This is a genomic window from Agrobacterium sp. 10T429 (assembly GCF_056393925.1).
On record NZ_JBFTGV010000009.1, the window covers coordinates 228,363 to 247,000 of the forward strand.

20 protein-coding genes, 1 tRNA gene and 1 pseudogene are annotated in these 18,638 nt (G+C 58.0%); 11 read left to right on the top strand and 11 right to left on the bottom strand.

Features of this window, described 5'->3' with window-relative positions; genetic code table 11:
• Nucleotides 1–8: 8 nt before the first annotated feature.
• The 4 genes from AC1DCP_RS20080 to AC1DCP_RS20095 form a co-directional block, all read right to left on the bottom strand.
• Nucleotides 9–917 carry a DMT family transporter gene (locus AC1DCP_RS20080; protein WP_013636669.1) on the bottom strand — a complete coding sequence of 303 codons (909 nt, stop codon included), beginning with the start codon at nucleotides 915–917 and terminating at the stop codon, nucleotides 9–11.
• Between the two features lie 163 nt (nucleotides 918–1,080).
• Nucleotides 1,081–1,476 carry a DoxX family protein gene (locus tag AC1DCP_RS20085; protein WP_019565150.1) on the bottom strand — a complete coding sequence of 132 codons (396 nt, stop codon included), beginning with the start codon at nucleotides 1,474–1,476 and terminating at the stop codon, nucleotides 1,081–1,083.
• Between the two features lie 234 nt (nucleotides 1,477–1,710).
• Nucleotides 1,711–2,328 (bottom strand): L,D-transpeptidase, encoded by a 618-nt coding sequence (locus AC1DCP_RS20090; protein WP_065687112.1) that lies wholly within the window; start codon nucleotides 2,326–2,328, stop codon nucleotides 1,711–1,713.
• 78 nt (nucleotides 2,329–2,406) lie between these two features.
• Nucleotides 2,407–3,303 carry a DMT family transporter gene (locus AC1DCP_RS20095; protein ID WP_065687111.1) on the bottom strand — a complete coding sequence of 299 codons (897 nt, stop codon included), beginning with the start codon at nucleotides 3,301–3,303 and terminating at the stop codon, nucleotides 2,407–2,409.
• Nucleotides 3,304–3,786: 483 nt separating this feature from the next.
• Between AC1DCP_RS20095 and AC1DCP_RS20100 the strand changes: the two genes are divergently transcribed.
• The 7 genes from AC1DCP_RS20100 to AC1DCP_RS20130 all read left to right on the top strand — a co-directional run bounded on the left by AC1DCP_RS20100 (nucleotide 3,787) and on the right by AC1DCP_RS20130 (nucleotide 9,234).
• Nucleotides 3,787–5,196 carry a circularly permuted type 2 ATP-grasp protein gene (locus AC1DCP_RS20100; RefSeq protein ID WP_003513699.1) on the top strand — a complete coding sequence of 470 codons (1,410 nt, stop codon included), beginning with the start codon at nucleotides 3,787–3,789 and terminating at the stop codon, nucleotides 5,194–5,196.
• A 3-nt stretch (nucleotides 5,197–5,199) separates the two neighbouring features.
• A complete protein-coding gene (locus AC1DCP_RS20105) occupies nucleotides 5,200–6,141 on the top strand; it encodes an alpha-E domain-containing protein (RefSeq protein WP_003513700.1) in 942 nt (313 codons plus the stop codon).
• 21 nt (nucleotides 6,142–6,162) lie between these two features.
• The gene (locus tag AC1DCP_RS20110) at nucleotides 6,163–6,978 is read left to right on the top strand and encodes a transglutaminase family protein (protein WP_476774581.1); all 816 of its coding nucleotides are present in this window, start codon (nucleotides 6,163–6,165) and stop codon (nucleotides 6,976–6,978) included.
• 4 nt (nucleotides 6,979–6,982) lie between these two features.
• Nucleotides 6,983–7,579: a class I SAM-dependent methyltransferase gene (locus tag AC1DCP_RS20115; RefSeq protein ID WP_013636670.1), complete on the top strand. Its 597-nt coding sequence runs from the start codon at nucleotides 6,983–6,985 to the stop codon at nucleotides 7,577–7,579.
• Between the two features lie 82 nt (nucleotides 7,580–7,661).
• The gene (locus AC1DCP_RS20120; protein ID WP_065687109.1) at nucleotides 7,662–8,126 is read left to right on the top strand and encodes a GNAT family N-acetyltransferase; all 465 of its coding nucleotides are present in this window, start codon (nucleotides 7,662–7,664) and stop codon (nucleotides 8,124–8,126) included.
• Nucleotides 8,127–8,166: 40 nt separating this feature from the next.
• Nucleotides 8,167–8,577 (top strand): VOC family protein, encoded by a 411-nt coding sequence (locus AC1DCP_RS20125; RefSeq protein ID WP_019565146.1) that lies wholly within the window; start codon nucleotides 8,167–8,169, stop codon nucleotides 8,575–8,577.
• 24 nt (nucleotides 8,578–8,601) lie between these two features.
• Nucleotides 8,602–9,234 carry a histidine phosphatase family protein gene (locus AC1DCP_RS20130; protein WP_003513710.1) on the top strand — a complete coding sequence of 211 codons (633 nt, stop codon included), beginning with the start codon at nucleotides 8,602–8,604 and terminating at the stop codon, nucleotides 9,232–9,234.
• A gap of 62 nt (nucleotides 9,235–9,296) precedes the next feature.
• Here AC1DCP_RS20130 and araD1 read toward each other — a convergent pair whose 3' ends face one another.
• The 4 genes from araD1 to chvE form a co-directional block, all read right to left on the bottom strand.
• A complete protein-coding gene (araD1, locus tag AC1DCP_RS20135) occupies nucleotides 9,297–10,292 on the bottom strand; it encodes a 2-keto-3-deoxy-L-arabinonate dehydratase AraD1 (RefSeq protein ID WP_013636674.1) in 996 nt (331 codons plus the stop codon).
• A gap of 115 nt (nucleotides 10,293–10,407) precedes the next feature.
• Nucleotides 10,408–11,604, bottom strand: coding sequence for a sugar ABC transporter permease GguB (gene gguB / locus AC1DCP_RS20140; protein ID WP_003513714.1), 1,197 nt, complete (start codon nucleotides 11,602–11,604; stop codon nucleotides 10,408–10,410).
• Nucleotides 11,601–13,139, bottom strand: coding sequence for a sugar ABC transporter ATP-binding protein GguA (gguA, locus tag AC1DCP_RS20145; RefSeq protein WP_003513716.1), 1,539 nt, complete (start codon nucleotides 13,137–13,139; stop codon nucleotides 11,601–11,603). Before gguA ends, gguB begins: the two co-directional genes overlap by 4 nt.
• A gap of 90 nt (nucleotides 13,140–13,229) precedes the next feature.
• Nucleotides 13,230–14,294 (bottom strand): sugar ABC transporter substrate-binding protein ChvE, encoded by a 1,065-nt coding sequence (chvE, locus tag AC1DCP_RS20150; protein ID WP_003513717.1) that lies wholly within the window; start codon nucleotides 14,292–14,294, stop codon nucleotides 13,230–13,232.
• A gap of 254 nt (nucleotides 14,295–14,548) precedes the next feature.
• Between chvE and AC1DCP_RS20155 the strand changes: the two genes are divergently transcribed.
• Both AC1DCP_RS20155 and AC1DCP_RS20160 read left to right on the top strand, forming a co-directional pair.
• Nucleotides 14,549–15,553: a LysR family transcriptional regulator gene (locus AC1DCP_RS20155; protein ID WP_003513718.1), complete on the top strand. Its 1,005-nt coding sequence runs from the start codon at nucleotides 14,549–14,551 to the stop codon at nucleotides 15,551–15,553.
• Between the two features lie 74 nt (nucleotides 15,554–15,627).
• A complete protein-coding gene (locus tag AC1DCP_RS20160; RefSeq protein WP_065687108.1) occupies nucleotides 15,628–16,104 on the top strand; it encodes a hypothetical protein in 477 nt (158 codons plus the stop codon).
• Nucleotides 16,105–16,139: 35 nt separating this feature from the next.
• On the opposite strand, the gene AC1DCP_RS20165 is transcribed toward AC1DCP_RS20160, so the two are convergent.
• Both AC1DCP_RS20165 and AC1DCP_RS20170 read right to left on the bottom strand, forming a co-directional pair.
• A complete protein-coding gene (locus AC1DCP_RS20165) occupies nucleotides 16,140–16,418 on the bottom strand; it encodes a hypothetical protein (protein WP_476774582.1) in 279 nt (92 codons plus the stop codon).
• Between the two features lie 188 nt (nucleotides 16,419–16,606).
• On the bottom strand, nucleotides 16,607–17,113 hold the full coding sequence (locus tag AC1DCP_RS20170; protein ID WP_003513721.1) for a MarR family winged helix-turn-helix transcriptional regulator: 507 nt from the start codon (nucleotides 17,111–17,113) through the stop codon (nucleotides 16,607–16,609).
• A 522-nt stretch (nucleotides 17,114–17,635) separates the two neighbouring features.
• Between AC1DCP_RS20170 and AC1DCP_RS20175 the strand changes: the two genes are divergently transcribed.
• Nucleotides 17,636–17,712 (top strand) — tRNA-Arg (locus AC1DCP_RS20175).
• 287 nt (nucleotides 17,713–17,999) lie between these two features.
• Nucleotides 18,000–18,239, top strand: a complete 240-nt coding sequence (locus AC1DCP_RS20180; protein WP_013636678.1) for a hypothetical protein — start codon at nucleotides 18,000–18,002, stop codon at nucleotides 18,237–18,239.
• 153 nt (nucleotides 18,240–18,392) lie between these two features.
• Here AC1DCP_RS20180 and AC1DCP_RS20185 read toward each other — a convergent pair.
• Nucleotides 18,393–18,638: pseudogene (locus AC1DCP_RS20185) on the bottom strand (methyl-accepting chemotaxis protein); the annotation flags it as partial.

Genomic DNA, 18,638 nt, shown 5'->3' on the forward strand with positions numbered 1-18,638 from the left:
TTTTGCTCTCAACCGCCCTGCGCCAACGACCGGCGCCGCGACGGCAGGGTCATGGCCAGCACTCCGGCAATCACGCAGACAAGACCCACCCACATGGCAGGCGTCGGCACTTCTCCAAGAAACACCATGCCAATGGCGACACCGATCGGAACCCGCAGATACGCCTGCGACGTGGTACCGACCGAACCGAGCGTCTGCATCAGCCGGAAATAGACCATGAAGGCGAGCGCGGTTGAAAAGACGCTGAGGCACACAAGTGCGGTGAGCGACGCCGGAGATGGCGACAATGTCCAGGGCCGGTCAACGATCACGCTCACCGGCAGCAGAAGCACGGCGCCGCAGATCAGCGAGCCGGCGGCAGGCATAACGGGATCGAGACCCCTGAAGTTTTTGCTGAAGATGGCGGCACAGGCGTAGGAAAAGGCTGCAGTCAGCACTGCAATCTGGCTCCACAGCGCCTCACCCGCCCCGTTCAACGCATCCAGACCGATGATGAGACAGACACCTGTCATGCCCGCAACAGTGCCGAACAGCTTGCGCCCGCTGACCTGCTCATGCCGGATGATCAGCGCAGTGAGAAGAAAGGTGAAGATCGGCGTCGTCGCATTGAGGATGACGGCGAGACCGGCATCGATGCTCTGCTCCGCCCACGCGATCAGCGTGAAAGGCAATACGCTGTTGATGCAGGCCTGAACGAAGAAGAGCCGCCATGTGGCGAAATCCCGCGGCAACCGCAGCCCGCGCAGGCGAATGACCGCCAGCAGCAACAGACCGGCAATCAGGGTTCTTGCCGCAATGAAGGTCAGCGGTGGTATGGTCTCCACCCCGATCTTGATGAAAGTGTAGGATGCGGCCCACAGAGTGGACAACAGGGCAAGCAGCAGCAATTCGCGGGCGATAGGGTTTTGACTGGTCACGGATCAATTTTCCAACTGCGTTCAGGATGAACCGTTCCTAACCCGAAAACAAGCATCTATGCTTCGGTGACGGCCGAAGTTTCCAACGCTTCAAAAGCATGAAGCCCCGCACGGTACCAGCCATGCGGGGCTTCAATGACAGACCGGTGATTGCAGCGGCCGATCAGGCCCGGCGTTCATCCACCGAGAAAGCGCCCGGACCGGCAAACACGAGGTAAAGGAAGATGAAGCAGAACAGGATCGCGGCGTCGCCCCCATTGAGAGCGGGGAAGAAGCTCTTAGGCCCGTGCGCAATGAAATAGGCAACAGCCATCTGGCCGGACAGGATGAAGGCAACCGGACGCGTGAAAAGGCCGACCAGCACGAGAATGCCGCCAACGGCTTCCAGAAGCGCCGCCACCAGCAGCATCGTCGGCAGGGAGCCGTCCATCTGTGATGCCGGGAAACCGAACAGCTTCTGTGTTCCATGCGAAATGAAAAGCAGCGCCGTCATGATGCGCAGCGCCCCGAGTGCCTGCGGGCGATAGCGGGAGAGATTGTCTAAAATTGCCATGTTCATGTGTCCCCGTTGAAGTGGTGCGACGCTCGATACAGCGCAATCATGCCTTTATGGATACACTCTCGAACACCGAAAATCACATTTCCGATATAGCAGAACTCCCTTAAATACATAAAGGGAGTCATTCTACACATGGTTGATTTTCCACCATAAAACTGCGCTCATGTGGAAAAAATCAACCCAAGGATACAGGCATTTTTTCGAGTGGCAAAGGCGGAAAAATCCGCCTCTCCGTCAGGCCTGCAGCACCACGACCCTGGAGCCAACCGGCACGCGGCTGTAAAGATCGATGATGTCGTGGTTCAGCATCCGGATACAGCCGCTTGACATGGCGTGGCCGATGGATTGCGGCTGGTTGGTGCCGTGCAGACGGAACATGGTGTCGTTGCCGCCGCGATAGAGGTAGAGCGCCCGTGCGCCGAGCGGGTTGTTCGGGCCCCCCTCCATGCCGCCGGCGTATTTCAGATTGCGCGGATCACGGCGCATCATGTTTGCGGTCGGCGTCCAGGAAGGCCATTCCGACTTCCGGCCGATATAGGCGTCGCCCTTCAGCGCAAGGCCCTGACGACCGACGCCGACGCCGTAACGCATTGCCCGTCCATCGCCCAGTACGTAGTAAAGACGCCGCGCGGGCGTATCCACAATCACCGTTCCAGCCGGATGCGCGGTATCGTATGCCACTTCCTGCCGGCGCAGCTCGGGCTTCACCTTTTCGAGATGCATTTCCGGAAGCGGAAACTTCTCGTCCGGCTTCGCCGCATAATTAAGCCTTTGCTGCCCGATGCCGGAACTTGCGCAGCCGGCCAGCAACAGCGGCAATCCGAACAGAACACCACGACGTGAAATAGACATGTAACCCCCGCCAAATCTCTAGATTAACGAGAGGTATAATTTTATGGTTAACAAATCTCTAATATGAGGTTGTAGGAATTAATGTGCCTCAACCGGCGCTGCGGGCCGGCGGTTGGCCAGATACACCCCCGTTACCGCAAGGACCGTGCCGGCAATCATGGCAGGCGTCAGCGTTTCCCCGAAAAGCAGGGCCGCTTCCACGGCGGCAAGCGGCGGCACGAGATAGATCAGCGAGGCAGCGCGCGAGACCTGCCCGCGCCGGATGAGATAGAGCAGCAGAGCCACCGCACCGATGGAGATCGCGCCCACCGACCAGACGAGCGTGGCGGCAAGCCCGAGGCTCCAGTCCACATGACCATCCTCCAGCAACAGCGCGAAGGGAACGGTGACGATGAGGGCGCCGACATATTGCAGCGTGGCGACCGCCATGATGTTTCCGCCATGGACGTATTTCTTCTGGTAGAGGGTGCCATAGGTCACGGACGTCATGCCCAGCACATTCACCGCCACGGCATAAAGCGGCACGGAAAGGCCGAGCGCGCCTGACGCCATGACTTTCGGCAGCACGGCGATGGCAATGCCGACAAAGCCGAGAAGCAAGCCGGCACGCTGCACCGGAGAGATCTTTTCGCCGATCATATAACGGGCGGCAACCGCCGTCATCAACGGCTGCAAACCGGCAATAATGCCGCCGATCGCCGCCGGCACGCCCTGCCCTATCGCCCACCAGATCATGCCAAGGTAAAGGCCGTGCAGGAACACGCCGGACAAGATTGCCCGGAAAACATCGATGCGCCGTTCAGGCCATTGAATGGAGGAAAACCGGCAGATCGCCCACAATATCGCACCCGCCAACAGGTAACGCAGACAGAGGAAGGTCAGCGGACCAGTATAATAAACGGCATATTTCGCGGTGACCCAGCCGGTCGACCAGAGAAAGACGAAGATGGCCGGAGCCAGACGGTCGAGCGACATGGGAACTTCCCCTGTGCCGCGTGATGCCCCGCAACCGGACATGGGCCCGGGACATAAGGCATGCGGCGAATTGACATTTTTACGACTTGAAGCAACCGGTCAATGACCCGGCCGGATCTCGGCGCGCACCCCTTGGCGAAACACAGCCGTCCAAGCTAGCCGGTATCCCCATCCCCGCAAAAGGTCAAAAGTGTTTTGGTGATCGCATCTTTCAGATTTTCTGATGCCACACCCAAAACCCATCAACCGAAAGCGAACGAATAAAATTTGTGCATTCGCCCACGGCGCACACAGTGCCACCACCCCGTTCCACCCCACCTTGCCCTGCAACCAATTTGCCAATGCCGCATTTATAGGCTGAAAGCGAAAAAACGCTTCTTTTTTAAAACTCTAGGGCGGTAAAAAATCTTCACGGAGGCCTCCGCATAGTTCTTGCATTGCATTTGTCGTTGTATTCATATGGCAAAAAAGGGGACATCGAAGTTGGCATTTGACGAAATGATAAATGCGGACAACGCGCCGCGAAGCCCATATGAAAACTATAACGAGTGGTACAGCCGGCAGGACAGGGCACACCTGATCCAGAAGTCTAAAGACGCGGAAAACATCTTTCGAAAAACCGGCATTACTTTCGCAGTCTACGGCCACGCCGACAGTTCAGAAAAACTGATCCCCTTCGATATCATTCCGCGCATCATTTCCGGGCGCGAGTGGCGCAAACTGGCCCAGGGTATCGAACAGCGCGTTCTCGCTCTCAACGCTTTCCTCGACGATATCTACCACAAGCAGGAAATCATTCGCGCCGGGCGCATTCCCCGCGAAATCATAGAGAAGAACGTCGCATTCCTCCCGGAAATGATCGGTTTCACGCCACCCGGCGGCGTTTATACCCACATTGTCGGCACGGATATCGTCCGCACCGGCGAAGACCAGTTCTATGTTCTGGAAGACAACGCACGCACGCCTTCAGGTGTCAGCTACATGCTGGAAAACCGTGAAACGATGATGCAGATGTTCCCGGAACTCTTCCATGAAAACCGGGTGCAGCGGGTGGAGGATTATCCCTATCAGCTGCGCCAATCGCTCGCCTCGCTTGCACCCCCCGGCTGCACCGGCAAGCCGCGCGTCGCGGTGCTGACCCCCGGCATCTACAATTCCGCCTATTACGAACATTCCTTCCTGGCCGACATGATGGGCGTGGAGCTGGTGGAAGGGTCCGACCTGCGCGTCATGGACGGCAAGGTCAAGATGCGCACAACCCGTGGCTACGAGGCCATCGACGTGCTTTACCGCCGCGTCGACGACGACTTCCTTGATCCGCTCACCTTCCGGCCGGATTCGGCGCTCGGCGTACCCGGCATCATGGATGTCTACCGCGCCGGCAACATCACCATCGCCAATGCGCCGGGCACCGGCATTTCCGACGACAAGGCAATCTATTCCTACATGCCCGAGATCGTCGAGTTCTACACCGGCCGCAAGCCGCTTCTGGAAAACGTGCCGACATGGCGCTGTTCGGAGCCGGACAGCCTGAAATACGTTCTCGACAACCTTGCCGAACTGGTCGTCAAGGAAGTTCACGGTTCGGGCGGTTACGGCATGCTGGTCGGCCCAACCGCGTCGAAAAAGGAACGGGCGCTTTTTGCCGAAAAGCTGAAAGCCCGCCCCTCCAATTACATCGCGCAGCCCACGCTGTCGCTTTCCACCGTGCCGATCATGGTGAAAAACGGCATAGCGCCGCGCCATGTCGATCTGCGTCCTTATGTGCTGGTTTCAGACAAGGTGAAGATCATTCCCGGCGGACTGACCCGTGTTGCCCTCAAGCAGGGCTCGCTGGTGGTCAATTCCAGCCAGGGCGGCGGCACCAAGGATACATGGGTACTGGAGGACTAAGCCATGCTGGGCAGAACGGCAAACGGGCTCTACTGGATGTTCCGGTATATTGAGCGCGCTGAAAACATCGCCCGGCTTATCGATGCGGGCCTGCGCGTTTCCCTGACGCGCAGCGGCAGCGGCGATGAGGACTGGGACGGCGTGTTGCAGAGTGCCGGCGTGCACGAAGCCTTTCTCGAAACGCGCGAGAAGGTGACGGCGGCCAATGCGATCGATTATCTCCTGCGGGACAAGGCAAACCCTTCGAGCGTCATGTCCTGCATCGAGGCAGGCCGCAACAATGCCCGCATGGTGCGCACCGCGCTGACGCGCGAGACATGGGAAGCCACCAACGAATTCTGGATCGAGCTGAAGAACATCCTCGGCCGAAAGCTCAGCCATGCCGAACTGCCGCAGACCATCGATGTCATCAAGCATCGCGCCGGTCTGGTGCGCGGCGCCTTCCACGGCTCGATGCTGCGCAACGATCTCTATAATTTCTCCCGCATCGGCACCTTCATCGAGCGCGCTGACAACACCGCCCGCATTCTCGACGTAAAATATTACGTGCTGCTGCCGGCCGTGGCGCATGTTGGCTCCTCGCTCGACAATGCCCAATGGGAATCCATCCTGCGCTCGGTCTCGGCGCACCGCTCCTATGGCTGGGTCTATGATGCGGAATACAAGCCCGCCAACATTGCCGACTTCCTCATTCTCAACGGCCGCATGCCGCGCTCGCTCGCCTATTGCTATGAGAAGATCACCAGCAACCTCAATTACATAGCTGAGGATTACGGTGAAAAGCACAAGGCGCATGAAACGGCGGAAAGCATTCGCGACAGTCTGCGCAAGACGACGATCGATCGCGTCATGGATGAAGGCCTGCACGAGTTTCTGGAGAGATTTGTCAACCGGAACGGGCAGCTGGGGCAGGAAATCATGGAAGGCTACCGCTTTTATCTGTAAGCGCGTGGACGGGGACAGCTTATGCGTCTGAAAATCACCCATACGACCGAATATGTCTATGACGAGCCGATGCCTTATGCATTGCAGCGGCTGCGCCTGACGCCACAGACCGGCCCGTGCCAGACGGTGGAGGACTGGGATGTATCGGTCGACGGCGCCACCGTCGAAGTGAGCTATGACGACCATTTCGGCAACCGTGTCGCACTGGTCGAGACCGAAGGCCCGCAACGCAGGGTCAAGGTCGTGGCTCGTGGCCTCGTCATAACCGAAGACAGGGCCGGCATGGTCGGCCCCCACACCGGCAGTGCGCCGCTATGGCTGTTCCTGCGCGAGACGCCGCTGACGAAGCCCGGCAAACTCGTGCGCGAACTGGCGAAGGCCAGCACCGGCAACAGCGAGCTAGAGCGCCTGCACGACCTGATGGAGAAGATCAACAGCAAGGTGGAATATGTGCCGGGTTCGACCGACACCGAAACCACCGCCGAACTGGCACTCGAAGCCGGCAAGGGCGTCTGCCAGGACCATGCCCATATCCTCATTTCCGCCGCCCGGCTGATGGGCCTGCCCGCCCGCTATGTTTCCGGTTATCTGATGATGGAAGACGTGGCGGAGCAGACGGCAACCCATGCCTGGGCCGAGGTGCATCTGCAGGGGCTCGGCTGGGTTGGCTTTGACGCCGCCAACAATATCTGCCCTGACGATCGCTACGTGCGCATTGCCCTTGGCCTCTGCTACCGCGACTGCGCGCCGATATCGGGCATGCGGATCGGCCCAGCCGGCGAAACACTGAACGTTTCGGTGACCGTGCAGCAATCGCAGAGCCAATCGCAAAGCTGAGACAATGGCCGGCAGAGACGACGAAACGATCGGCTTTTATACGGATAATGCCGGAGCCTATACGTCGAGAGGGCAGACGGCGGACCTTCCCCATCTGGAAAAATTCCTGACGCGCCTGCCCAAAGGCGCGACCATCCTCGAACTGGGGTGCGGTGGCGGGCAGGACAGTGAATTCATGCTCGCTGCAGGCTTCGACGTGCGCCCGACGGACGGCACACCCGAAATCGCCAAGGCGGCCGAAACGCGGCTCGGCATTCCCGTCGCAACATTGCTGTTCGAAGATATCGGCGACGTGGAGACTTATGACGGCGTGTGGGCCAATGCCTGCCTGTTGCATGTCCCCCGCCCCGCTCTTTCCGGCATCATCCGCCGCATCCATACGGCGCTGAAACAGGGCGGCGTTTTCTACGCCAGCTTCAAGGCCGGAGAAGCGGAAGGCCGCGACACGTTCGGCCGCTATTACAACTATCCTTCGAAAACCTGGCTTGAGGACCTGTACGGGCATTTCGCCTGGGCAGGGGTGGAAATAGAAGCACGGCACGGCAGCGGTTACGACAAGCTGCCAACCGACTGGCTGCATGTGACGGCAACGAAACCCTGATCCGCTTTCAACAACCTGTGGGTTGCGAAAGCCCGCCTTGACCAGTTAAATCGCCGCAGCAACCGATCAGGGAGAGGGCTTTTTGTACAGTATTTCCGACTATCGCGACTGCCAGTCCCATGGACCCATCATTGCGGAACGGGTCTGGACGGCATGGTGGCAGGATAGTGGCCTCCAGGTCGGCGATGTGGCTGAACATCTGAAGGATATGGTGAACCCCCATGCCCTGCCGACCGGCTTCGTCGCCCATGACGACAAGGGTTACGTCGGCTCCGCCTTTCTTATCCATTGCGATCTGGAGGAGCGGCCACAATATCTGCCATGGGTTGCCGCACTCTGGGTGGAGGAAAACAGCAGACGTTCAGGTGTCGCCCGGGCGCTCATGCAGGCCGCAACACAACGGGCCGCCGAACTTGGTCACGATACCAGCTACCTGTGCTGCCAGCGCCGTCTCGAAACCTATTATACGAACTGCGGCTGGACCTTTCTGGAACGTGGTGTTGGCAAGCACGACCTGACGGTGCTGACCTACAGCACGAAAACATAGACTGTCCGCTATATCCGTTGCCGGACATCGGGGAGGAACCATGAAACCGCCAGCCGCCCTTATGGAAACGGCGATCTACGCCAACGATCTCGACGCCGCCGAGGCCTTTTATCGCGATGTCTTCGGGCTGGAGGTGGTGCGCAGGCTGCCGGGCCAGTTCGTGTTCTTCAAATGTGGCCGCCAGATGCTGCTGGTCTTCGATCCGCAACAATCGCGCACGGCCACCCCCGACAATCCGATCCCGCGCCACGGCGCCACCGGACAAGGCCATTTCTGTTTTTATGCGAAAGACAAGTCGGAAGTGGACGACTGGAAAGCCCGCTTCGAGGAGCTTGGAATTCCCATCGAACACTATCACCGCTGGCCGAATGACAGCTATTCCGTCTACATCCGCGACCCGGCCGGCAATTCCGTGGAGGTGGGCGAAGGCAGGCTGTGGGGGTTCGAGTAAGCCCCAGATACCCGGAAGAACACTATGAAGAACATTTTTGTCGTCACGCACACCCAGTCCGTCCATCATGTCGAGAACAAGGTTGGTGGCTGGTATGATACCGAACTGACACCCAAGGGAAAAGCCGATGCGCAGGCGACGGCCGAGAAACTTGTGGCCTTGATCGGCAACGCATCAGTCGAAATCTTCAGTTCCGATCTTCTGCGGGCCTCCCAGACTGCGGCAATCATTGCTGAACACCTCAAGTCCCCTTTTGAAACCACGGATGGCCTGCGGGAAATCAGCTACGGTTCGGCGGGTGGTATGCCGCAGGAATGGCTCGACGCTCGTCAGATACCGGCCCCCCATCACGACCGGATGGATCATCGTGGCGGAATTGCTGATGGCGAAACGAGACGAGAGTTGGCCGAAAGAGTGTACCGCGCCGTGGACACGATTATATCGCGTCCTTGCCCCACGCAGATCATCGTTACCCATGGCTTCGCTCTTACCTTCGTCATCGCGGCATGGATCAAAATGCCGATCGACAGCGTCGGTTATGTCAGCTTTCCCGCGTCTTCCGGCAGCATTACGCACCTAAGACAAGACGATTACTGGCAAAACCGCGGCGTTATCGCTTTGGCGGATGTGTCCCACCTGAAGACAAGCCGGGGATGACGTCGAGAGGGGGACGCTGAGCGACCCCCTCCCTCAACCGTTTAACGTGCAGCCCCGGTAGATCAGATCTGCCGAACCGTGATTTCTTCTTCCGCATTAACCGCAAGCGGGTTCCTCAGCGGCAGGCCGAAACCGGCGGCCTCGATCTCGAACACGTCACCCGCTTCCGGCTTGATGCCCTCCGCAAAAGAGAGCGTCGCGGTGCCGAACATGTGCACATGGACGTCACCAGGTGCGCGGAACAGGCCGTATTTGAAGTGGTGATATTCGAGGTTCGCGAAAGTGTGGGACATGTTGTCCTCACCCGAAACAAACGGCTTTTCGAAAATGACCTTGTCGCCACGACGGATGCGCGAGGTGCCGCGAATATCCGACGGTGCAACGCCGACGCGGATTTCCGGGCCGAAGCTTGCCGGGCGCAACTTGGAATGGGCGAGGTAGAGATAGTTGATCCGCTCGGTGACGTGATCGGAAAATTCGTTCGACACGGCAAAGCCGATGCGCACGGGTTCGCCCTTGTCGGAGATCACGTAGATGCCGGCCATTTCCGGCTCTTCGCCGCCATCAAGCGCGAAGGACGGAGAGGTGAGAGCAGCACCGGGTGCCGCTGCGACATAGCCGTTGCCCTTGTAGAACCACTCGGGTTGAACGCCCTTTTCGCCAGCCTTCGGCTTGCCATTTTCCAGACCCATGCGGAACATCTTCATGGAATCCGTCAGGCTTTCCTCGGCGGCTTCCGTGGTCTTCTTGTGCATGCTGTCGCGGGTAGCAGCAGAGCCGAGATGGGTCAGGCCCGTGCCTGTCAGATGCAGATGCGCCGGATCGGGATGGGTGATCGGCGGCAGAAAGCGACCTTCAGCGTAAGCCTTTTCAAGATCGACGGCATCGCCGAGACCATGGGCGGACACAACATCGGCAAGGCTCTTGCCACCATTGGCAGCTTCCATGGCCAGCGCGTAAACCGATTGAGCGCCGTTGACGGCGTGCGCCTGGCCGCCTTCTTCGCGAACGGCGACGGTGATTTTGCCACTGGCATCCTTGATCTGTGAAATGAGCACGGGATTTCCTTCCTGCGGCGCAACGCGCCTTATCTTCTTCGGCGCGTTGCGCCTTCACCTTATGAAAGTGGCCGGAAACCGGCCACTTTTTTGACTTGCTATATTGGCTGGGCAATCAGCCCTTGTTCTTGTTGTAGACGTCGAAGAACACGGCAGCGAGCAGCACGAGGCCCTTGACCATCTGCTGGAAGTCGATGCCGAGGCCGACGATCGACATGCCGTTGTTCATGACGCCCATGATGAAGGCACCGATAACAGCACCGGTGATCTTGCCAACGCCGCCGGAGGCCGAAGCACCGCCAATGAAGCAGGCCGCGATCACATCAAGCTCGAAGCCAACGCCTGCCTTCGGCGTTGCCGAGTTGAGGCGTGTCGCGATGATCATGCCAGCCAGACCGGCCAGTACACCCATGTTGACGAAGGTTAGGAAGCTCAGGCGTTCGGTGTTGATACCGGAAAGCTTGGTCGCCTTCTCGTTGCCGCCCATCGCGTAAACGCGGCGGCCAATGGTCGTGCGGCGCGTCACGAAGCTGTAAAGCGCAATCAGAACCAGCATCACGATCAGGACGTTCGGCAGGCCACGATAGGTGGACAGCTGGTAGCCAAGGAACAGAATAGCGCCTGAGATGAGCAGGTTCTGCACAATGAAGAAACCGAACGGCTCCACGTCGATGCCGTGCTTCACGTTCACCACGCGACGGCGCCACGCCAGATAGAACAGCACGACCGTAATCACCAATGTCAGGATCATCGACGTCGTGTTCAGACCTTCGATGCCACCGATATCAGGCAGGAAGCCGGTGCTGATGATCTGGAAATCCGTCGGGAACGGGCCGATGTTCTTGCCGCCGAGCACAAAAAGCGTGAGGCCGCGGAACACAAGCATGCCCGCCAGCGTCACGATGAACGACGGGATGCGATGATAGGCGATCCAGTAACCCTGGGCAGCACCGATGATGCCGCCGATGACAAGACAAATCAGCGCCGCGAGAAACGGGTTCATGCCCCACTGCACAGTCAATATGGCCGCAATCGCGCCGACGAAGGCGACGATGGAACCGACCGAAAGGTCGATATGTCCGGCCACGATGACCAGCAGCATGCCAAGCGCCATGATGACGATGAACGAGTTCTGCAGGATGAGGTTGGTCAGGTTCACGGGCCGGAACAGAATGCCGCCGGTATAGAACTGGAAGAAAACCATGATAGCGACGAGCGCGATCAGCATGCCGTATTCGCGGATATTGGAGCGAATATACGACCCGACCGAGATGACGTTGCTTTCTTCGTTTGTGGTGTTTGCCGAACTCATGAGTTCTTCTCCCCTGAGCGCATGATAGCGCGCATGATGCTTTCCTGGCTCGCCTCTCCCTTCGGCAATTCAGCGACGATGCGGCCTTCGTTCATGACGTAGATGCGGTCGCAATTGCCGAGCAATTCAGGCATTTCCGATGAGATCATCAGAACGCCTTTGCCGTCGGCAGCGAGCTGGTTGATGATGGTGTAGATTTCGTATTTCGCGCCAACGTCGATACCGCGTGTCGGCTCGTCGAGGATCAGGACATCAGGATTGGAGAAGAGCCACTTGGAAAGCACGACCTTCTGCTGGTTGCCGCCCGAAAGATTGACCGTTTCCTGAAAGATGCCTGAAGAGCGGATGCGAAGGCGTGTGCGGAAATCGCTCGCCACCTTCATTTCCTTGATGTCGTCGATGACGCTGGCCTTCGACACGCCGGCCAGATTGGCAAGCGTGGTGTTGTGCAGAATGTTGTCGTTGAGCACCAGACCGAGATGTTTGCGGTCTTCGGTCACATAGGCAAGACCGGCATCGATTGCCTTGCGCACGGTGCTGACATCCACGGGCTTGCCGTCGATCAGAACGTCGCCGGTGATCTTGTGACCGTAGGACTTGCCGAACACGCTCATGGCGAATTCCGTGCGCCCTGCCCCCATCAGCCCGGCAATGCCGACGACTTCGCCCTTGCGCACGGTGACGTTGATGTCGTGCAGGACCTTCCGGTCGCGGTGCTGCTGGTGATAGGCGTTCCAGTTCTTCACTTCGAGAATGGTCTCGCCGATCGGCACGTCGCGCGGCGGATAACGATCTTCTAGATCGCGTCCCACCATGTTGCGGATGATGACGTCCTCGCTGATTTCTTCCTGATGACAGTCGAGCGTCTTCACCGTCATGCCGTCGCGCAGCACGGTGATCTGGTCGGCCACCTTGCGCACTTCGTTGAGCTTGTGGGTGATGATGATCGACGTCATGCCCTGCTTGCGGAACTCGATCAAAAGGTTGAGCAGAGCCTCGGAATCGCTCTCGTTGAGCGAGGCGGTCGGCTCATCAAGGATGAGAAGCTTCACGCTCTTCGACAACGCCTTGGCGATTTCGACCAGCTGCTGCTTGCCGACGCCGATATCCGTAATCAGCGTCTCCGGCGATTCCTTCAGGCCCACCTTCTTCAAAAGTTCGCGGGTACGGTTGAAGGTCTGCTGCCAGTTGATCACGCCGCCCGAAGCGACCTCGTTGCCAAGGAAAATATTTTCGGCAATCGACAGGAGCGGCACAAGCGCAAGCTCCTGGTGAATGATGATGATACCAATATCTTCGCTGTCGTTGATGGCGCGAAAATTTCGCACAGCACCTTCATAGTGGATCTCGCCCTCATAGGTGCCAGCGGGATAAACACCGGAAAGGACCTTCATCAAGGTCGACTTTCCAGCGCCGTTCTCGCCAACGAGCGCGTGGATCTCACCTTCCTTTACCTTAAGGTTGACGTTCTCAAGCGCTTTTACGCCCGGAAACGTCTTGGTGATGTTCCGCATTTCGAGAATGGTATTGGCCATATCGCAATCCAGCGCCCGATTAATTCAGGCGTTTTTATTTTTATGGAAAAACGGGGACGGCGCCAAGCCATCCCCGCATGTGTTGCAGGCTTATTTCAGCTGGTCTGCGGTGTAGTAACCACCGTCGACGAGAACCTGCTTGTAGTTGTCCTTGGTCACGGCAACCGGCTTGAGCAGGTAGGACGGAACAACCTTGACGCCATTTTCATAGGTCTTGGTGTCGTTCACCTCAGGCTCTTTGCCCTGCAGAACGGCGTTGACCATGCCAACAGTAACCTTCGCGAGTTCGCGAGTGTCCTTGAAGATGGTCGAATACTGTTCGCCAGCAATGATCGACTTGACCGACGGAACTTCAGCGTCCTGACCGGAAACGACCGGCAGCGGCTGGTCCTTCGTGCCATAACCAACGCCCTTCAGCGAGGAGATGATGCCGATGGACAGACCGTCATAGGGCGACAGAACAGCGTCAACCTTTGCGTCCGTGTAATAAGCCGACAGGAGGTTATCCATGCGAGCCTGGGCCGTTGCCGGATCCCAACGCAGCGTACCGACCTTGTCCATGCCCATCTGACCCGACTTTACGACCAGCTTGCCGCTGTCGATGTAAGGCTTCAGAACCGACATCGCGCCATCGTAGAAGAAGAAGGCGTTGTTGTCGTCAGGAGAACCGCCGAACAGCTCGATGTTGAACGGGCCCTTGCCGTCCTTCAGGCCAAGCTTGTCGACGATCGAAGTTGCCTGCAGAACGCCAACCTGGAAGTTGTCGAAAGTGGCGTAGTAGCTGACGTCGCCGCTGTTGCGGATGAGACGGTCATAAGCGATGACCTTGATGCCCTGCTGACCAGCCTGCTTCAGAACGTCCGACAGGGTCGTGCCGTCGATCGAAGCAATCACGAGGACCTTAACGCCCTTGGTGACCATGTTTTCGATCTGGGAAAGCTGATTCGGAATATCGTCGTCGGCGTATTGCAGATCGGTCGTGTAACCGGCTTCCTGCAGCTGCTTGACGATATTATTGCCGTCATCGATCCAGCGCGCGGAAGACTTGGTCGGCATGGCGATACCGACAGAACCCTTGTCCTGCGCGAAAGCCGGCGCTGCAAAGGAAGCAGCACCGATGGCACAAGCCGCCATCAGCGAAATAATGGACTTCATTAACTCTCTCCCTTGAACCCTCTTTGGTACCCGCTTGTTGCGTTGCACCATAAAATTCATGCCATCAGAGGAAGAAGCCGCATTGCGCCCGTTCCGATCTCGCAACTGCGAAATGGAACAGATGCCGCTCCTCCCCGGCATTCCGCAAATTGTTCTGAATCCATATAACTGTCAAATAGAATAAATCAGTTTACGTATATCAATTATGATATATTAAATCGATACAATAACCATTGAGGGGTATAAACCCGCGAATGAGCAACCAAAAAGTGTATGAGCAGACGCAAACAGCGGATGCGCTCTTCGTCTTCGAAGACAACCCTTTGCTGCGCGCCGGCTTGAAGATGAGCCACCTGCGCATGCTGGTCATGATCGAGGAGCACGGGCAGGTCAGCGCCGCCGCCGCCGCCATGAACATGACGCAGCCGGCGGCATCGCGCATGCTCTCGGAAATGGAAGCAATCGTCAAAAGCCCGCTCTGTCAGAGAGCGTCGCGCGGTGTGGTGCTGACCAAGTTCGGCGAGGCGCTGGCGCGGCGCGCCCGCACCATATTGCTGGAGCTGCGTGAGGCGAGCCGCGAACTCAACCAGATGAAATCCGGCAGCGGCGGATCGGTTTATATCGGCGCCGTCACCGCACCGGCCATCAGCCTGGTCGTGCCCGCCATAAGACGGGCGATGGACACCTATCCCGGTATCGAGATCAACGTGCAGGTGGAAAGTAGCAACGTGCTGGCGCGGGAACTTCTGGCCGCACGTCACGATTTCATCATCGGCCGCATCCCCGATGATTTCGACCCCGGCCTGTTCTCCATCCATGAAATTGGCATCGAGCGCGCCTGCCTGGTGGTTCGCGAGGGCCATCCCCTGCTCCACGGCGAGCCCGTGACATTGCAGGATCTGTCCGGTTACGACTGGGTCTTCCAGCCGCCCGGCGCGCTTTTGCGCAGAACGATGGAAGACGTGTTCCTCACTCACGGCGTCGCCATGCCGCGCAACGTCATCAACACGCCATCCGTGGTGCTGACGCTTGCCCTTATCTGCAACACAGATGCAATTGCGCCAATCGCGCAGGACATGGCCGAGTTCGTGGCCGGCCAGCAGGCCGATATCGGCCGCACCCGCATCCTGCCCACGGATTTCGAGCTTGTCGTCAAGCCCTACAGCATCATCACCACCAAAGGCCGCGTTTTGCCGCCCAGCGCCCGGCTTCTCTACGATCTGGTTCTGGATGAAAGCCGCAAACTGACGGGCTTTTGAGGAAGGCAAGCCAGACGCCAACTTCGTTGTATATAGAGGCCGGATTTATCGGGACCTGCCCAGGGAATAGCCGCATGCTTTTCGGACAATCCGTCTTCGAGTCGGTCGTTGAAAGACTGAGACAGGAAAAAGAAGACGAAAGCGCGGAGCCGACGCCGCCCGCCGGTCATCGTATTGTGGGTTTCAGCTCTGGCTTCGTCGTGGATACCTATCCGGATGCACCGCAACCGGGAAACGCCAGTCTCGACGCCTATCTGGCCTTTCTGCCGGAGCCCGTTGCGCTTGCCGAGCCCCAGCCGGAACCCCAACCCGAACCTATCCCGGCCCATCTCGAAAAGACCTCGCTCGCGGATGTTTCAGCAGAACTGGCCATCCATGAAACCGACACCGCCGCAACGCTTGCGGAAAAGCGCCGCGCCTTCGCAAGGCTCAATCATCCCGACGGAGTGAGACCGGAATTCCGGCACAATGCGACGCTGCGCATGACAGCGGCAAATCTCCTGATTGACCAGGCGATCCGGATGCTGCGAACCCGTGAACATTTCCAGTAGAGGCAGGTAGCGGTTTTACGCCCGGAAAGCTCGCCTCAGCCGGCGTCGTTTCTATCCGTGGGTGCGCTTTCCACTGGCTCGTCTGAATMGTCCCTGGCCGCGTCAGCCTTGCCTCCAGCGTTCTCCTCGCTGGCGGGCTTGAACTTCAGCAACAACTCATAGGCCGCATAGACAGCCACGCCGCCGACAACCGTTCCCCAGAAAAATTCGCGATTGACGAATTCGATGACGGACCAGGCGGCGCAAAAGCCGACGATGAGCAATCTGACCCACAAGCGGCGATAAAGCGGATGGCTCGTGTCGATAATCAGCATGGCGTTCCCGTTTCGGGCCTTTCCAGAACATTGCGCAGTTGCGGCATGACGAGCGCCAAAGGCGTTGGCACGTCCAAGGCGTCTTGGCCGTTTCGCAGGAAAATTGCAACGCAAATCGACCCGCTACCAATCAGACCCTCGCGAAAGGGAGGGGCAGAGGGATTGCCGACCGGCTTGACCGATACCGCTCAGTCCCGCAGGCGTCCAAGCAGAGCCAGCAGCTGGTCACGGGCTTTTTTGCCGCCGATCCGGTCGATCAGCTTTTCCTCGCGGTCACGCCATGCATCGGAAAGGCGCTCAAGAAGGCTGCTGCCCTCATCCGTCATGTCGAGGAAATGAACGCGCCTGTCCTCTTCCGACCTGCGGCGGACAAGCAATCCCTTGCTTTCCATGCTATCGACGATCGCGACGAAATTGGCACGCTGTATGCCAAGCGCCTCGGCCACATCGCTCTGCTTGAGGCCCGGATTGCCGCCGACGATGACGAGAACGGAAAAATCGGCCGGCCGCAATCCCATCTCCGCCAGCACGTCGGAAAAGCCGTTTGCCACGGCAAGTTGCGAGTGCCTCAAATGATAACCGATCGCGGTCGTCAACAATCCATAGTCGATGGCGTTTAAATGTTCCGCCTGCGTGCCGCCGCTTTCGGCCTTTTCCGCCCGTGGCCCGTTGCTATGTGCCAATTGCAAAGCCATCCGATCCCCCGCCTGATTCGTTCCTTAACCCTGCCGGAATGATAACCGACAACAGGACTAAACTGTATCCCAAATAAATGTAGATGATACTAATATTGTATAATAATTTGACAGTTAATACCCATTGCGACAACCCCTGTCTCGTAATCACCATCGGGCGCAAAAGAAAAGTATGATTATTTACCCACCGATTTTTAGGGTCAAAAACCGCCTCCCCCACCTTGTTTGAAAGGCAATACGACAATCAACCCGCCTGTGTACAAAAGTGCCAGGACAGCCGCTGGATGCGGACGTAAAATACTACTTAAAAGGGAAACGCCTTATCAGGAAGAAACGCAATACCGCAAACAACATACCGCCCTGCTATCGCAAACATGCAGACAGCAGCCCTCGCAGCAACCCACGCTCTCCCCCACACCGGAAAACAGACCCCATTTCGTAAATCTTTGATTTTTAGACATTGATGCGGAAAGAAAGCTGGGGTATGAACCAACCGCTGCACGCGATTCAAGCGTGACCGCTGCACCCGTAGCTCAGCTGGATAGAGTGTTGGATTCCGATTCCAAAGGTCACAGGTTCGAATCCTGTCGGGTGCGCCATTTTATTGCAGAGTACGGAATAAAGAACGACCTCGAAAACACTGAGCCGAATATAACGGACGCTCAGCGTTAGAAAACGTTGAGTTCGTAAGCATGTAATTGGGAAGCTCGGCCCATCGTAACGACTTCAACCTGCTACGTGTAAAACTCTCCCGTTCGCGTCGAAATTCACCCAATGCTTCCAATAGTACTGTAGAACTTTGGCGGCCCCAAAAACGGGGCGTAACACCATGTTGAATCTCTTATATAACTAGAACATTTAAAGAACAAACGAGAGTGCACGAGATATGTCAGACGCTGAAAAGATTATTGTAGTGCAGTTCAAAAAGGGACGCGGGGGCATTGTGCCGGGCGAAATGCGGCAGGCTTCCAATGCGGCGTCCGCCGAAAAGATAGCGAGCGCCATGGCAGCGCGCCACATCGGCGTTGCGGCTTATGCCGTTACCGTCGACGAGGAAAGCGGCAGCATGACAAACCCGCGCCTGCTGGTCTCACATGGGCAGATTTCCGATTTGATGCCAGACTGATTTACCGGCGCGACGGCACGCGCCTCCTTCAGCCATGCCGCGCAAGCAATCGGACCCTGCGCGGCATGTTTTTAAATCACGGCCCGGATGTCAGGCCCGCAAGCCTTGCGTCATCCCCGGGCGTGGATCGGCATGATGCCAATCGTATGGCGATCAAAACTCCTGCCAGTCGTCCTTTGACGTATCGACAGCAGCGTTACCGGAGAATGCGGATGCAATCTTGCGGCCAAGCGCGCGTACGGGGGATGCCACGTATCTGTCGTTGCCGCCGGCATTGCGAACCGGAGCGGGCTGGCTCTTCTGCTGATAGGCGGTATCGGCGAGCTTGAACTGCGCGAGAAGCTGGTTGAGCGAAGCTACCTCCTTGGCCAGATTGTGGCTGGCGGCGTTGGTCTCTTC